This window comes from Ruegeria sp. HKCCA6837 (assembly GCF_013034475.1).
In the GTDB taxonomy this organism is placed as follows: Bacteria; Pseudomonadota; Alphaproteobacteria; order Rhodobacterales; family Rhodobacteraceae; genus Ruegeria.
On sequence record NZ_WQGD01000008.1, the window covers coordinates 147,696 to 162,480 of the forward strand.

At 56.2% G+C, this 14,785-nt stretch carries 13 protein-coding genes; 7 read left to right on the forward strand and 6 right to left on the reverse strand.

All coding sequences use genetic code 11. The features are described from left to right. Positions 1–25: 25 nt before the first annotated feature. Positions 26–1,276 carry an FAD-binding oxidoreductase gene (locus tag GOV91_RS13095; protein WP_171235842.1) on the reverse strand — a complete coding sequence of 417 codons (1,251 nt, stop codon included), beginning with the start codon at positions 1,274–1,276 and terminating at the stop codon, positions 26–28. Then, positions 1,273–2,406 (reverse strand): enolase C-terminal domain-like protein, encoded by a 1,134-nt coding sequence (locus GOV91_RS13100; protein WP_171235843.1) that lies wholly within the window; start codon positions 2,404–2,406, stop codon positions 1,273–1,275. Before GOV91_RS13100 ends, GOV91_RS13095 begins: the two co-directional genes overlap by 4 nt. Before the next feature lie 97 nt (positions 2,407–2,503). On the opposite strand from GOV91_RS13100, the gene GOV91_RS13105 reads away from it, so the two are divergent. Continuing rightward, positions 2,504–3,424, forward strand: a complete 921-nt coding sequence (locus GOV91_RS13105) for a LysR family transcriptional regulator (RefSeq protein WP_171235844.1) — start codon at positions 2,504–2,506, stop codon at positions 3,422–3,424. On the opposite strand, the gene GOV91_RS13110 is transcribed toward GOV91_RS13105, so the two are convergent. Continuing rightward, positions 3,385–5,079 carry a thiamine pyrophosphate-binding protein gene (locus GOV91_RS13110; protein WP_171235845.1) on the reverse strand — a complete coding sequence of 565 codons (1,695 nt, stop codon included), beginning with the start codon at positions 5,077–5,079 and terminating at the stop codon, positions 3,385–3,387. The genes GOV91_RS13105 and GOV91_RS13110 overlap by 40 nt on opposite strands. Positions 5,080–5,190: 111 nt before the next feature. On the opposite strand from GOV91_RS13110, the gene GOV91_RS13115 reads away from it, so the two are divergent. Beyond that, a complete protein-coding gene (locus GOV91_RS13115; protein ID WP_171235846.1) occupies positions 5,191–5,895 on the forward strand; it encodes a GntR family transcriptional regulator in 705 nt (234 codons plus the stop codon). Next, positions 5,892–6,602: an aspartate/glutamate racemase family protein gene (locus tag GOV91_RS13120; RefSeq protein ID WP_171235847.1), complete on the forward strand. Its 711-nt coding sequence runs from the start codon at positions 5,892–5,894 to the stop codon at positions 6,600–6,602. The genes GOV91_RS13115 and GOV91_RS13120 overlap by 4 nt, the downstream gene beginning before the upstream one ends. A 102-nt stretch (positions 6,603–6,704) precedes the next feature. On the opposite strand, the gene GOV91_RS13125 is transcribed toward GOV91_RS13120, so the two are convergent. Next, positions 6,705–7,475 (reverse strand): transporter substrate-binding domain-containing protein, encoded by a 771-nt coding sequence (locus GOV91_RS13125; RefSeq protein WP_171235848.1) that lies wholly within the window; start codon positions 7,473–7,475, stop codon positions 6,705–6,707. 121 nt (positions 7,476–7,596) lie between these two features. On the opposite strand from GOV91_RS13125, the gene GOV91_RS13130 reads away from it, so the two are divergent. Genes GOV91_RS13130 through GOV91_RS13140 form a run of 3 tightly spaced genes read left to right on the forward strand, consistent with a single transcriptional unit; the run spans position 7,597 to position 9,451 of the window. Beyond that, a complete protein-coding gene (locus GOV91_RS13130; protein WP_171235849.1) occupies positions 7,597–8,337 on the forward strand; it encodes an amino acid ABC transporter ATP-binding protein in 741 nt (246 codons plus the stop codon). Positions 8,338–8,345: 8 nt separating this feature from the next. Then, the gene (locus GOV91_RS13135; protein ID WP_171235850.1) at positions 8,346–9,104 is read left to right on the forward strand and encodes an amino acid ABC transporter permease; all 759 of its coding nucleotides are present in this window, start codon (positions 8,346–8,348) and stop codon (positions 9,102–9,104) included. 11 nt (positions 9,105–9,115) lie between these two features. Next, positions 9,116–9,451, forward strand: coding sequence for a carboxymuconolactone decarboxylase family protein (locus GOV91_RS13140; protein WP_171235851.1), 336 nt, complete (start codon positions 9,116–9,118; stop codon positions 9,449–9,451). Positions 9,452–9,503: 52 nt separating this feature from the next. On the opposite strand, the gene GOV91_RS13145 is transcribed toward GOV91_RS13140, so the two are convergent. Beyond that, complete coding sequence (locus tag GOV91_RS13145; RefSeq protein WP_171235852.1) at positions 9,504–10,436, reverse strand: hydrogen peroxide-inducible genes activator; 933 nt, start codon at positions 10,434–10,436, stop codon at positions 9,504–9,506. A 107-nt stretch (positions 10,437–10,543) separates the two neighbouring features. Between GOV91_RS13145 and katG the strand changes: the two genes are divergently transcribed. After that, the gene (katG, locus tag GOV91_RS13150) at positions 10,544–12,724 is read left to right on the forward strand and encodes a catalase/peroxidase HPI (protein WP_171235853.1); all 2,181 of its coding nucleotides are present in this window, start codon (positions 10,544–10,546) and stop codon (positions 12,722–12,724) included. 90 nt (positions 12,725–12,814) lie between these two features. Here the strand turns inward: katG and GOV91_RS13155 are convergent, their stop codons facing one another. Continuing rightward, positions 12,815–14,599, reverse strand: a complete 1,785-nt coding sequence (locus GOV91_RS13155; RefSeq protein ID WP_171235854.1) for an ABC transporter ATP-binding protein — start codon at positions 14,597–14,599, stop codon at positions 12,815–12,817. Positions 14,600–14,785 lie beyond the last annotated feature (186 nt).

Sequence of the window (14,785 nt, forward strand, 5' to 3'; positions counted from 1 at the left end):
GCCGATGTTTCTCATCAGCTTGTTCTTATGTTGAGTAGCGTGACGGCGCGTAGACGCTGACATCCGCGTTTGGGGTTCTGCCCGCGATCATTTGGGCCAGAAGGCGTCCGGTTTTTGGCCCGCCTGTCAGGCCGATGTGATGGTGCCCAAAGCCCACATAGGCCCCCTTGATGCCGGGTACGTCGCCAATGATCGGGATCGAGTCAGCCGGGGCGGGCCTGTGCCCCATCCATTCCACTTCCTCCTTCCATGTTATGCCCGGAAAAGCCGCCCGGGCATTCTTGCGCATCAATTCAAATGGCGCGCGAGAGGGCGGTGCTTCCAGCCCTCCGAACTCTACAATGCCTGCCAAGCGTAAGCGCCCATCCATGGGTGTTGCAACAAACTTACCTGATGCGACCATGACCGGGCTGCGCGGCATGTCAGAAGGTTCCACCAATTCAAGATGATACCCGCGTTCGCTTTCAAGTGGGACAGAAACACCCAATCGCTTCGCTAGAGGTCCCGACCAGACACCAGCCGTTACAATAGCCGTGTCGCACGCAATGGTTTCGCCACCTGCGCGAACGCCTGTGACGCTTCCGCCTTCGCGCGTGACGTCTTCGACAGTGGCTTGGATGATCCGACCTCCTTGCGCCTCAACATGTGCAGCTAGGTCTTTGACATATCGCCCCGGATCGGTGATGTGACCATGGTCTGACAGCTTGGCCGCAAACCCGATATCCTGACAGAATACTGGATCGTAATCGTGGAATGCCTTGCCTTCCAACTCTTCCCACGCAAAGCCATGCTTACGCCGAATGCCCCAACCAAAGGCATCACCTTCGAAATGGGCGCGGTTTTCGTAGAGGAACAGATAATCGCTTGGGACGATCCATTTCTCAGCGCCAGTTCCGGCGGCCAGCGCCTTGTGGTCGTTCAGGCTGTCGCCCACGATGGGCGTCAGGGCCGCAGCGATCCGTTCCACGTCTGCGGCATTTGCGTGGCTTAAGTATTGTCTGAGCCATGGCAACAGCTTTGGTAGGTACCTCCATTTCAGGAACAGCGGCTGAGAGGGGCTAAAAAGCATCTTTGGTGCTTTGCCGAGTAGTCCCGGAACCGTCACGGGTACGATAGAGCATGACGCAAGCACGCCGCCATTGCCGTGCGAGGTTCCTTCACCCGGTCCGGCCTTGTCGATCAAAATCACGTCGTGACCGTCGCGCTGCAGCCAGACAGCCGCGGATACGCCCACAATTCCAGCCCCGATGACGGCTATGGTTTTCTTCTCGTTCACGCCGCCACCGCCTTTGACACTGCGTAGTGGTTCAGTTTGTCCAAGTCGGGTTTGCCGCCAAGCCCAGGGCCATCCGGCACGCAGACTTGCCCGTTCCTGATCTGGAACGGTTCTTCCAATATGTCCTCTTTCAGGAAATATGACGCCTGATAGAACTCACAGCCCAAAGTGATTTCTGGTGTCGCGGCAATCATGTGCGTGCCGGCCAAATGGGCCGGGCCGGCCTCGAACATGTCGCCGCCATAGGCTGTCAGGCCGTGGGCAGCCGCAATACGCGCAACAGTCTGACCGCGTGTCAGGCCGCCGGATTTCATGATTTTGACGGAAACACCGTCGCAAATCCCTTCGCGGGCTGCACGCTCCATGTCTTCGGGGCCAAACACACTCTCGTCTGCCAGCAATGGCACATCTGTCATTTGGCGCAGCTTGGCCATCATGCCGAAGTGATGAGCGCGCACGGGCTGTTCGATGAAATCGGGTTCGAACCGGGCGACGTCGCGGACCTGTGCCGGTGCATCCTCGATATTGAGCCCTTGGTTATAATCCACGCGCACCGAAAACTCGGGGCAGTTCTGGGCCAGGTATTCCAGCCGCATGATGTCAAAGGCGTGATCCTTGAACCCGGTCTTGAGTTTCACGATACGGACATCATCGTCCTGCAACCGTGCCAACAGGTCGATGTCTTGCGAGAAATCAGGGTTGGCGATGGAACAACTCAGGGGGATTGCGTCCCGACATTTGCCGCCCAACAAAGACCAAACGGGCACGTTGCTGATCCGGCCTGAAAGATCCAGCAGCGCGGTTTCCAGTGCGGCTTTGGCTTCAGTGCAGTGCGCCACAGCGTAAGCGGCACGCGCCATGATCGCGGATCTGTCGCTGACTTTTGCGCCCAAAACAAGTGAGCGCAGATACCGATCGAGCGCAGCAAAGGTTGCCTCTGGCGTGCCGGTAAAAACTGACCAGGGCGATGCTTCGCCAAACCCTTGCGAGCCGTCCTCGGATGTCAGCCGTAGGATAACAATTTCGCAAACGCCTTCGACGGATCCAATGCCGTGATCCCGCCGCGAGGTCACTGGCAGCTTGAGGTGCCATAGGTCATAGCCTGTGATTTTTTGTGACAGATCGCTCATTCGGCCCTCTATAGATGTGCGGAAGCCTGCCTTGACCGGCATATCATTTCAAATACTATATCTTCGACAGTTCATCAGAAAAAATGATACTATACCTATGTCATTGCGCTTTCGTCAGCTTCAAGCCTTTCACGCCATCATGGAAACCGGAACCGTAACGGGAGCGGCATCGGTTCTGGGCATCTCGCAACCCGGCATCAGCAACCTTTTGGCGCAATTGGAGCGCGAGGCGCGATTACCTCTGTTCGAACGCAACAAGGGGCGTCTGTTGCCCACGCCCGAAGCCGAGCTGTTGTACCGCGAGGTCGACACGGTTGTGCGCGGGTTGGATCACGTTGCACAGGCGGTGACAGATTTGCAGAACAAGCATCCGGGTCAGTTACAGGTCGCCGCGCCGCATCTGTTGTCCTTCGGTTTCATGCCGCGTGAGATCGCGCGGTTTGCCGAAAGCCGCCCGAACCTGTCCGTTAGCTTTCAGTCGCAATATTCGTCGAAGATTCAGGAATGGGTTACGTCTGGTTTGTTTGAGATCGGCATTGTCGAGATGCCGATCCTGCACGACACGTTGAATTATCAGGTGTTTGAATTTGAAACGCTTGCGACCTTTCCCCAAGACAGCCCGTTGGCGGCGCATGACGTTCTGACACCGGAAACACTGGAGAATGAGCCTTTTATTGTGATGGGGCCGGAACACCAGACGCACCGAAAAACTCGAGACATCTTTCAACGTGCCGGGCGCACATGGCGTACGCAGATTCACACACACTTGTCAGAAAACCTGCTGAGCTTTGTGAAGCAAGGCATGGGGGTCGCCATGATCGATCCCTTTACCGTTACATTCGATGAAGAGAGCGGATATCAGACCCGCCCTTTCAAGCCAGCGGTCATGTTGGAGCTTGCAATCATCACAGCGAAAGGTCGCCCCTTATCCAGGATCGCTCAGGAGTTTCTGGATCAGCTGATACCGTCAATCGCCTCTTACGCAACCCATTCGGATACTGGCGCAGCAGCTTCGTGAAGCTGTTGCGAATGGATGTCGACCAGCGTGGGGCCGTCATGTGCAATAGCCTGTTTCAGGATTTTTGGCAGGTCTTCGGGGTCTTTGACCGTCCATGATTTCACGCCAAAGGCTGACGCCACTGCGGCATGATCTGTGCGGTTGAAGTCAACGTTGTAGAATCTTTGACCAAAGCCTGCATCTTGACCTGCTTTGATCCAGCCGAAGACCGCGTTTGAGAAGACAATCGATGTAATGGGCATTTTGTGCCGCACCATCGTTTCAAACTCGCCACATGTGAAGCCGAACGAGCCATCGCCCATGACGGCCAGGATCTTTACCGACGGACGCCCGACATGTGCCCCCATCGCTGCACCTAATGAATAGCCCAGAGCGCCATGCGCCCGGTTAGTGATGAACTGCCGACCCGATGTCCGCCAACGATAATGCGCGCTGAAATAGGGGCAGGGGGTGCCGGGGTCAGCCACAACAATTGCGTCGTCATCCAGAATATCCATCAACGCAGCCATGACAGCTTCGGGTCGGATCGGCATTTCACGACTTGCGGCCAGTGGCGCGAAAGCGGCCAGCTTGGCATCCCACGCGGCGCGGGCTTTGTCCGCCCCGCCTTGTGTGTTCAGATCCTTGCGACCTTCTAATGCGCGGGCCAGAGCTTCCAGCGCCAGTCGGGCATCGGCGCAAATAGCCACATCTGTCTGGTAGTTTGCACCAATCACCATGGGATCGCTGTCGATGTGAATGATCGTGGCATCACGCCCTGGGCTTCTCCACCGTTCGGTTGTGACCGAGCCGGCGCGACAGCCAATGAACAGGACAACATCCGCCTGATCCACGACAGCACGTGTCGCGGGCACACCTCCGTTAGACCCGATAACGCCCAAAGCCAGAGGGTCGGTTTCGGCGATGGAACCCTGGCCGGAAACGGTTGTGGCAACGGGCATGTCCAACAAATTTGCGACCTGTCGCAATGCTTCGGTTGCGCCTGACAGAACCGGCCCGCCGCCACAGACAGCAACAGAGGATTTGGCCCGTGCCAGAATATCCGCCGCCGCTTCGATCGCATCCATGTCCGGGGCTGAGCGTTCGGCAGGATAGCTGCGATGTCTGTCATCCGCCCAGATTTCGGCCTCATCCACCTGCGCTTTTTGCGTGTCGAACGGCAGGGCCAGATGCGTGGCGCCCGGCGTGCCTGTTGTCATTGCCCGGAAGGCTGCCCGCACCATGGCCGGAAGCCGCGCGGCGTCGTCCAGCGAGGTATTCCACTTGGCTAAGGGCTTGAAGAGGGCGGGCTGATCCAGTTCAGTTAATGGGTATTTGCCCCGGCTGGTTGTCGCGACGTCCGAGGTGATCGCCAGTATCGGAACAGAACTTTCATTGGCTTCTACAACGCCGGGCAGAATGTAAGTTGCACCTCCGCCCGAGGGACCTTCGCAGACACCGGGCTTCCCAGTCACACGCGCGTAACCGTCCGCCATATAGGCCGCGTGCCGTTCATCCCGTGTCAGAATGTGCTGAATACCGTGATCCATGCGCGCCAGAGCGTCATAGAACGGCAAGGTGGTATCGCCGCACAGGCCGAACATGTGCTTCACGCCGTGCGCCTCGAGCATACGCACCATAGCCTCTGCCCCGGTCAGATAATTCGTCCCTGTCATGATCTACGAGCCTCTCGATTCCACGCTGTACGCAGAACTGTATACAGTTTTGTATATTGATTTCAAGCGCTGCCTATGGCACCTGTGGCAAACAAGAGGAAGGGCAGGTTAATGGCGGGTCCAAGGGTCGACGACATCTATGATCAGGTTAAGGCGATGGCGGTCTCGTTCCGTCTGCGCCCTGGGGATCGCCTGAACGAAGTTGCCCTGTCCAAGGACCTGGGCGTCAGCCGGACCCCTTTACGAGAGGCATTGAACCGGTTGGTTGCAGAACGGTTGTTTGATTTTCGCCCGGGGCAAGGGTTTTTTTGTCGTCCGTTGGATGCGCAAAGCGTGTTTGACCTGTTTGAACTGCGCCAGATTATCGAAACTGCCGCCGCGCGTGCGGCGTGTTCCAAGGCCTCTGACAAAGACCTGCAGAATCTGCGGGATGAGCTTTACTCAACAGGTATCGATATCACCGGCCTAACCGTCGAAGAAGCAGTCAGCCGGGATGAGGCGTTTCATCTTGGGATAGCCAAACTGTCGGGCAATATGGAACTTTTGCAAACTCTGATGCGGATCAATGAGGGCATTCGCTATATCCGTTGGATTTCCATGAGTATGGACCGGGTGCAACGTTCAAAAGACGAGCATAAGCGAGTTATGCAGGCGTTGATGGAACGGGATGCGCAAGAGGCCGCGCATGTTCTGGGTGCTCATATCACCAAGCGAATGGATCAGGTGCAGGACGCTGTGCGTCACGGGATTTCCAGCATTTACATGGAAGGGTCAGAAGAAATCTCGGCCCGCATAATCGAGGAGGTCGAGGGATGATTGCGCAAGGCGGAAAATCCATCTACGGCGCATCGGTTGGTATTCTGATGCTGGATGCCCAATTCCCCAGAATCCCAGGTGACATGGGCAACGCGCTGACCTGGCCATTCCCGGTGCTCTATCGCATCGTCCGTGATGCCTCGCCGGATCGGGTGGTTCGGCACCGGGCCGAGGGGATGCTGGATCTGTTCATCGACGCGGCGCAGGATCTGGTAAGGGATGGTGTGGATGGCATAACCACCAATTGCGGTTTCCTGTCCCTGTTCCAGAAAGAACTGGCCCAAGCCGTCCCGGTTCCGGTGGCCACATCGTCCTTGATGCAGGTCGAGATGGTGAATCGCATTCTGCCTGCGGGTAAGCGCGCAGGGGTTTTGACCATTTCAGCCTCGACCCTGACGAAAGATCATCTGCGGGCGGCCAACGTGCCGTTGGATACCCCGATTGGCACAACCGAAGGCGGGCAGGAGTTCACCCGTGCGATCCTTGGAAATGAGCTAAGGCTGGATGTTCAGAAAGCGCGTGAAGATAATGTTCAGGCGGCGCGGGCCTTGGTATCAGACAACCCAGACTTGGGTGCATTCGTGCTGGAATGCACAAATATGTGCCCCTATGCACGCGATATCCAACAGGCTACTGGGTTGCCCGTGTTTTCTATCGTCTCTTTTATTCAATGGTTTCAGGCCGGTCTGGTTCCGCGGACATATTGATCGAAAATTGGTGCGCGAAGCACTTTGCTCAGTCATGTCAAAATGGAAAACGCCCGATCCTGAAGGCCGGGCGCTAAAGTGCTGGTTATGTCTGAAAATGGATCAGAGACCCCATTTTTCGCGGTTAGCTTCGAAGAAGCCTTGCGCTTTTTTCACTTCGATCCAGTTGTTCACGTAGTTGATCCAGACCTGATCGCCTTGCGGCAGGATCATCGCGATGGGCGATGGCGACCGGGGACCCGCGTTCTTGACACGGACCACAGGGAACTTCGCCTCAAGTGTTGAGCCTTCGATGTTCGATGTGATGAACACATCCGCGCGCCCGGCGATCACTTCCTGAAAACCGCGGGCCGGGGCTTCCACGACTTTGATCTCAGCGTTCGGGAACCATTCACGCACGCGCTTTTCAAACGTGGTGCCCAGAGTTGTGGCGACCGTCACGCCCGGTTGGTTGATTGAATCATAGCCGTCGAATTTGTCCGCCTTATCCTTGGTCGTATATGGGAACAACTCCACCGCAATATAGCTATCCGAGAAACCGGCGACCTTCATGCGCGGCGGAGAGATCGAGGCCGAACCGGTCAGGTGGTACTTGCCCGCCACCACGCCGTTTACCAGCGTTTTCCAATCGGTCGGCACATATTCGACCTCAACCCCCAGATCGGCGGCCAGTTCGTTCATGATGTCGATGTCATAGCCTTTATAGCTGTTGGTGGCCGGATCGCGTAGCGACATGGGGTTCCAGTCACCGGTGGTGCCCACTTTAAGCACGCCGGAATCCAGAATCTCGTTCAGTGCGGATTGCGCCTGTGCGGCACCTGACAATACCAGACCCAGCGCGGCTGCTGCCGCTGCTTTCAAAAAAGTGTTCATCGCTTTCTCCCGTTGGTGATGTTTATGTCTTGCCGCCGTGTTCATCATTGATTTAACCCGAAAGAGAAAGATAACCTCAAGAAAATATTACAACTTGACTAAAACAGGGGCAGACCAGCTTATGCCAGACGCCGCAATTGAACTTGTGGGCGTGAACAAGTGGTTCGACACGTTTCACGTACTCAAGGATATAAACCTGACGGTCAACAGCGGCGAGAAGGTGGTGATATGCGGGCCCTCGGGGTCAGGTAAGTCAACCGTCGTTCGGTGTATCAACCAGTTGGAAAAACACCAGAAAGGAACCATCCGCGTGGATGGGGTCGAACTGACGGATGACGCAAAATCTGCGGCGACTATCCGGTCCGAGGTTGGAATGGTGTTTCAACAGTTTAACCTGTTTCCGCATCTGACCGTGTTGGAAAACCTGACTCTGGGCCCGATCAAAGCGCGGGGTCTGAGCCGTAAGGAGGCCGAGGAAAAGGCACGTCTGTATCTGGAGCGCGTACACATTCCTGATCAGGCGGACAAAAAACCCATTCAGTTGTCCGGTGGCCAACAACAACGCGTTGCCATTGCGCGGTCCCTGTGCATGGAGCCGCGTGTTCTGTTGTTTGATGAGCCGACCTCGGCGTTGGACCCCGAGATGATCTCGGAGGTGCTGGATGTCATGGTCGAGTTGGCGAACGAGGGCATGACCATGGTGGTTGTGACCCATGAGATGGGGTTTGCGCGCAAGGTGGCCGACAAGATGATCTTCATGGACGCGGGTGAAATCGTCGAAGAAGGCAAGCCCGAACATTTCTTCACCAACCCGCAATCCGAGCGGTGCCGTAAATTCCTGTCGCAAATTCTGCAGCACTGAGAGGGGCTATGAAAAAACTTTTTTTGATAGTGTCCTTGCTGTTGCTTGCGGGTTGTTCCTCGTCCCAGACTTGGGGCTGGTATGTGATTGACCCCACCACGGCATCGGGCTGGACCAACGTAAAATTCCTTGTCTCGGGCATGTGGGCGACGATCCAGATATCGCTGATCGCGGCAGTTCTGTCGATTGTAGTGGGCCTGATGGTGGCATTGCCGGGGCTGTCCGAGAAACGCGGTTGGCGTTTGGTCAACCGGGTCTATGTGGAATTCATCCGCGCCATTCCACTGCTGCCGATGCTGTTTTGGGTTTTTTATGGATTGCCTATCGTGTTCCAGTCGATGGGAATGAACGTCCCAATCGATCCATTCTGGGGTGCAATCATTACCCTTGCGATTTCAGACAGCGCATTCACGGCCGAGATCTATCGCGCGGGTATTCAATCCATCGCGCGCGGTCAGCGTGAAGCGGCGCAAACCATCGGTTTGAACTACGTGCAGACCATGCGTTACGTGATCCTTCCTCAGGCGATACGCCGTATTCTGCCGCCGCTGGCCAACCAGTTCATCTACATCGTCAAGATGAGCGCCTTCGCCAGCGTCATCGGGATGCAGGAATTGACTCGCCGCGCGAATGAATTGGTGGTGACGGAATACCGCCCGCTGGAAATCTACACACTGCTGGTCTTTGAATATTTGATCCTCGTACTGATCATCAGTGCTGGTGTGCGCTGGTTGGAACGCCGCATGGGCGCAGACGAGCGCGGATAAGGAGTAAAGACATGAACTGGAAAGACTTCATGGCCGAGACCGAGGCCAATATCGGGACTTTCTCAAAGGAAGTTCCCGAAACTGTTCGGGGTTTTGGTATCATGGGTAAGGCAGCCAAGACCGATGGCGTACTGAGCGAAAAGACCAAAGAGTTCATGGCCCTGGGCATTGCCATCGCCACCCGGTGCGACAGTTGCATCGGGTTCCATGTGCGCTCTCTGGTTCGTTTGGGGGCCACGCGCGCAGAAATGTGCGAGGCTTTGGCCATGGCGACCTATATGGGGGGCGGGCCGTCGTATGCGTATAGTGCCAAGGCGCTCAAAGCTTATGATGTGTTTTCCGAATGACATCTAAATGCAATGATCCGGCAATACCTGCCGTGTCGCGCTTAAAGGTGGGTCACTCGGCTGCCGACTGATCGCTGTGCCCAGTGTTCAAAATGTTCTCTTCCGCAGTTTTGCGGATGATCGCGCCGATCTTGAGCAGGTTTTCACTCAGCGGGTTGGTTTTTCGCCAAACTAGCCCAATTGTTCGCGCCGGCGGGGTGTCCTGGAACCGGGCAATAGCGACATCAGCGGAACGGGTTTCCAACCCAACGGCCATCTCGGGGATCAGGGTGACGCCAATTCCTGCCCCAACCATCTGTACGAGGGTCGAAAGCGAGCTGCCCTCCATAACCTGTTGCGGTTCAATACTGCGGATCGAACAAAAAGACAGAGCCTGGTCACGGAAACAGTGGCCTTCTTCAAGCAGTAACAGCCGCATGGTTCGGAGCTGCGATGAACTTGGCATGGGCAGGCTGGCGTCCCGCGCCGGGCGGACCAGCAAAAAATCTTCGTTGAACAGTGAGAACTCTCGAAGACTGGGTTCCGACACCGGCAGGGCAACGACTCCGACATCCAGTCGTGAGTCCAGTATTTCGCGGATCACGGATTCGGTGATGGTCTCTTTGGGCTCAATCGTCAGCTGCGGAAATCGCTGCGACATGGCCTTGATAATCGAGGGCAGAAGATAAGGCGCAACTGTAGGAATTACACCGATCCTTAATCGGCCTGACAGCGGGCCGGACGGGGATTGCACCAGCTTGCCCAAGTCCTCGACTCGGGTCAGAATTTCACGGCTGTGCTTCAACACGTCTTCGCCCAAGGCGGTCAAGCGAGTTACACGCGCCGCCCGTTCGACCAATGGGCCACCCATGATGGCCTCTAGCTCTTTGATTTGAATGGAAAGTGCTGGCTGCGAAATTGCACTGGCAGCTGCGGCTTTGCCGAAGTGACCATGGGTGGAAAGGGCCTCGAAATAACGCAGGTGCTTGAGTGTCAGTGCCTTCATTTGAAAAGCTAATCACATTGATAGAAATTACAAATTTCCATTTATCGCTTGGGTCAGGTACGAGTCAAGGCATCTGAACCCCTAGGTAAATACTCAGGAGATTTACAATGGACGGTAACCCTCACAATCATCAAACCGGCGGCTGCCCTGTCATGCATGGCGGGAACACAGGTACAGGCAATTCAGTCACCAAATGGTGGCCGGATGCGCTGAACCTGGACATTCTGAGCCAGCACGACACGCGCACCAACCCGATGGATGCGGATTACAACCACCGTGAAGCGGTCAAAGGTCTGGATTTCAAAGCCGTCCGTGCCGATGTCGAGGCGCTGCTGACAGACAGTCAAGACTGGTGGCCGGCGGACTGGGGCCACTATGGCGGCCTGATGATCCGTCTGGCGTGGCACTCGGCCGGCTCTTATCGGCTGGGCGACGGTCGCGGCGGCGCAGGGTCGGGCAACATCCGGTTTGCTCCGCTCAACTCGTGGCCGGACAATGCCAGCCTGGACAAAGCCCGCCGTCTGCTGTGGCCGGTGAAAAAGAAATACGGCAACGCGCTGTCCTGGGCTGACCTGATCGTCCTGTCGGGCACCGTTGCGTATGAATCTATGGGCCTGAAAACGTTTGGCTTTGGTTTTGGTCGCGAAGATATCTGGGGCCCGGAAAAAGACGTGTACTGGGGTTCGGAAAACCAGTGGCTCGCCCCATCCGAAAGCCGCTATGGCGATCTGGAAACACCCGGCACGTTGGAAAACCCGCTGGGCGCGGTGCACATGGGTCTGATCTATGTGAACCCCGAAGGTGTAAACGGCAATCCGGACCCTGCGCGGACCGCTTTGCATATCCGTGAAACCTTTGCTCGCATGGCTATGGATGACGAAGAGACCGCAGCGCTGACCTGCGGCGGTCACACGGTTGGTAAGGCGCACGGCGCTATGGCGGGCGACAATATCGGTGCCGAGCCCGAAGCCTGCCCGGTGTCCGGTCAAGGCTTGGGTTGGGACAACCCGGATCAGAACGGCAAGGCAACCAACGCGTTCACTTCAGGCATTGAGGGCGCCTGGACGAAAGAGCCGCTGAAGTTCGACATGGGTTATTTCGACTATTTGTTCGGTTACGAATGGGAACTGGGCAAATCCCCTGCTGGCGCCCATCAGTGGCAGCCCATCGACATGCCGGAAGATGAAAAGCCGGTCGACCCGACCGACCCGTCTGTCCGCCGGATTCCGATGATGACAGATGCGGATATGGCGATGAAGGTTGATCCGGCATACAATGCGATCTGTCAGAAATTCATGGCCGATCCGGACTATTTCGCGGACACCTTCGCCCGTGCCTGGTTCAAGCTGACCCACCGCGACATGGGTCCACGCGTCAACTATTACGGTCCGGACGTTCCGGCAGAAGAGTTGATCTGGCAGGACCCAATCCCGGTCGGTTCGACCGGATATGACGTTGATGCGGTCAAAGCAAAGATCGCGGACAGCGGTCTGACTGCAGTCGAGATGATCACCACCGCTTGGGACAGTGCACGTACCTTCCGAGGCTCGGACAAACGCGGTGGCGCAAATGGTGCGCGCATCCGTCTGGCACCGCAGAAGGATTGGGCCGGTAACGAGCCTGAGCGTCTGGCCAAGGTTTTGGGTGTGCTGGAGCCGATTGCCGCTGAAACCGGTGCGTCCATCGCTGACGTGATCGTTCTGGCAGGCAATATTAGTCTGGAACAGTCGATCAAGGCCGCAGGCTTTGACGTGGCGGTTCCCTTCTCGGCTGGTCGCGGTGACGCGACGGACGATCAGACTGACGCCGACAGCTTCTCGGTGCTTGAACCACTGGCTGACGGGTTCCGCAACTGGCAGCTTAAGGAATACGCCGTGTCGCCAGAAGCGATGATGCTGGACCGCGCGCAATTGCTGGGTCTGACGGCATCTGAGATGACAGTTCTGGTCGGCGGCCTGCGTGTTCTGGGCGCCAACCATGGCGGATCGGCGCACGGTGTCTTCACCGACCGTGTCGGACAGCTGACCACTGACTTCTTCGTCAACCTGACGGATATGTCGCTCAGCTGGCATCCGGTTGAAGGCGGCACTTATGAGCTGCGCGACCGCGCCTCTGGTGAGGTCAAGTTCACGGCCACCAGTGCTGATCTGGTCTTTGGCTCGAACTCGATCCTGCGCGGCTATGCCGAGGTTTATGCTCAGGACGACAACGCCGAGAAGTTCGTGCGCGACTTCGTGGCAGCATGGACCAAGATTATGAACAACGACCGCTTTGATCTGGTTGCGTAAAGTATGAAGAACCCAGGCGAGGGTGGCCTCGCCTGGATTGCTTTTTCTAGGCCACGCAGTTAGCTTCCCCAAGCAAAGTTAAAGTCGCGGTTACTCCGCGACTTCTTTTGTGGGTGTGTGCTGTTTGAATTGTTGATCAAACAAAGTGCGAAAACTACCGCTTTTCTTCATCAACTCATCCAGATTGCCTTGCTCAACAATTGCACCATCCTGAACGACGATAATCTTGTCTGCCTCAAGCACAGTCGACAAGCGGTGTGCGATGACGATGACGGTCACGTTTTGGGTCAAGGCATCCAAAGCCTTTTTGACAAGCGATTCCGATTCAGCATCCAGGGCGCTGGTGGCTTCGTCCAACAGCAAGATTTGGGCGTTGCGCAGTATGGCGCGCGCGATGGCTATCCTCTGTTTTTGACCTCCTGACAGGAAGGTTCCGTTTTCACCGACCTGAGTGCCGTATCCGTCCTTCAATTCCATGATGAAATCGTGGGCGTGCGCTGCTTTGGCCGCTTCAAACACTTCTTCATCGGACGCTTCCGGAGCCGAACAGCGCAAATTGTCCATGATTGATGCCGAAAACAAGAAGGTGTCCTGGCCAACATAAGATATCTTTCGCCGCAGCGAAGCAAAGCTTACGTCTCGCAGATCCTGGCCATCAATCTCAACAACACCCTCATCGGGGTCATAAAACCGCATGATCAGCCCGAACAATGTAGATTTACCGCCACCGGACTGGCCAACAAGGGCGGTGGTTTTACCGGCTTCGAACGAGACGTTCATGTTTTCTATCACGGGCACCGCGCCTTGATACCCAAAGGTTACATTGCGCAGGGCAATGTGACCCGGACCGTTGTTTAAGTCGCGGGCTTCGGGGTTTTCAACCATTGTGTCTTGCGAATCGAGCAAGCTGAACAACAACCCGACACCTATCATACTGGTTTCGATTTGGACGCGCATGCGCGACAGGCGTTTTGCCGGCTCGTAGGCCATCAGCAAGGCCGTGATAAAGGACATAAGCTGCCCAGCAGAAGGTTGCTCAGACCCTGCGATGCCCATCGTGCTGACAATCAGCACGCCCGCAACGGCAAGACCTGCCAGAAACTCCATCAATGGGCTGGCGATTGCCTGAAGCCTTGCAATGTCGTTCGAGCGTTGCTCGACTTTACGGATGGCGGTTTCCATCCGGTCAATCATTCTGTCTTCCAGCGAAAAGACCTTGATGACTTTGATACCCGTCGAAGTTTCCTGCAGCACGCGGATAATTTCGGCCAGCGACTTGAATTGGCCCTGCATGATCGAGCGAACGCTTTTCAGCAAATAGCGCACTCCCAACAGGGCAATAGGACCCACAACAAAGAACATCACCGACAATACTGGCTGCTGATATACCATCACAGCCACCAATCCGACCAGCGTCAGGGCGTCACGAACAAAGCCAGTCACCAATACATCGATCAAATTCCGCGCCGCTTGCGCACCATTGGTCGTGCGCATCAGCAGATCTGACGACTCATTTGCACTAAAAAAAGACACGCCATGCCGAAGCAGTTTGCGGTACACCTTTTCCTGTTGCTGGGCTACGATCCGGTTGCCCGCGCGCGCCAGAAAAGTGGCCTGAACATACGAGGCAACCGCCTTGGTTAGAAACAGCAGCACAACTGCCAACGCAATCATCTGCGCCCATCCCCGCAGCTCCGGGCTGGTCATTGCGTCAACGATATATTCCATCATATAGGCCGACCCGGCCGTTGTGACGGCGACCACGATCATTGCCAAAATCGCAACGCCGTATAGGGGGCCTTGAGCATAAAAGCTTTCGCCTACAAGGCGGCCCATATAGCCTGATCGCCATTTTTTCCAGGCGCGCGTTATCATTGCGTTCTCCAAATCGTGAAACGTTGCGCACGTTCAGATACCCTAAAACTTGCCGGGCCAAAAGGGCATATACCGGGCTGCGTCAGTGAGGCTCATGCCAGCTGTTGTTCGTGCGAAGACGTAGATAGGGGCTGCAATGGGATGAAACAAGTACAATGCGGGCCACGAACCAAAAGCAAGTAAACC

Excerpts from the sequence above, each read along its gene's own strand:
- GOV91_RS13100 (WP_171235843.1), bottom strand. The coding sequence starts at position 2,406 with ATGAGCGATCTGTCACAAAAAATCACAGGCTATGACCTATGGCACCTC.
- GOV91_RS13105 (WP_171235844.1), top strand. The coding sequence starts at position 2,504 with ATGTCATTGCGCTTTCGTCAGCTTCAAGCCTTTCACGCCATCATGGAA.
- GOV91_RS13110 (WP_171235845.1), bottom strand. The coding sequence starts at position 5,079 with ATGACAGGGACGAATTATCTGACCGGGGCAGAGGCTATGGTGCGTATG.
- GOV91_RS13115 (WP_171235846.1), top strand. The coding sequence starts at position 5,191 with ATGGCGGGTCCAAGGGTCGACGACATCTATGATCAGGTTAAGGCGATG.
- GOV91_RS13120 (WP_171235847.1), top strand. The coding sequence starts at position 5,892 with ATGATTGCGCAAGGCGGAAAATCCATCTACGGCGCATCGGTTGGTATT.
- GOV91_RS13125 (WP_171235848.1), bottom strand. The coding sequence starts at position 7,475 with ATGAACACTTTTTTGAAAGCAGCGGCAGCAGCCGCGCTGGGTCTGGTA.
- GOV91_RS13130 (WP_171235849.1), top strand. The coding sequence starts at position 7,597 with ATGCCAGACGCCGCAATTGAACTTGTGGGCGTGAACAAGTGGTTCGAC.
- GOV91_RS13135 (WP_171235850.1), top strand. The coding sequence starts at position 8,346 with ATGAAAAAACTTTTTTTGATAGTGTCCTTGCTGTTGCTTGCGGGTTGT.
- GOV91_RS13140 (WP_171235851.1), top strand. The coding sequence starts at position 9,116 with ATGAACTGGAAAGACTTCATGGCCGAGACCGAGGCCAATATCGGGACT.
- GOV91_RS13145 (WP_171235852.1), bottom strand. The coding sequence starts at position 10,436 with ATGAAGGCACTGACACTCAAGCACCTGCGTTATTTCGAGGCCCTTTCC.
- katG (WP_171235853.1), top strand. The coding sequence starts at position 10,544 with ATGGACGGTAACCCTCACAATCATCAAACCGGCGGCTGCCCTGTCATG.
- GOV91_RS13155 (WP_171235854.1), bottom strand. The coding sequence starts at position 14,599 with ATGATAACGCGCGCCTGGAAAAAATGGCGATCAGGCTATATGGGCCGC.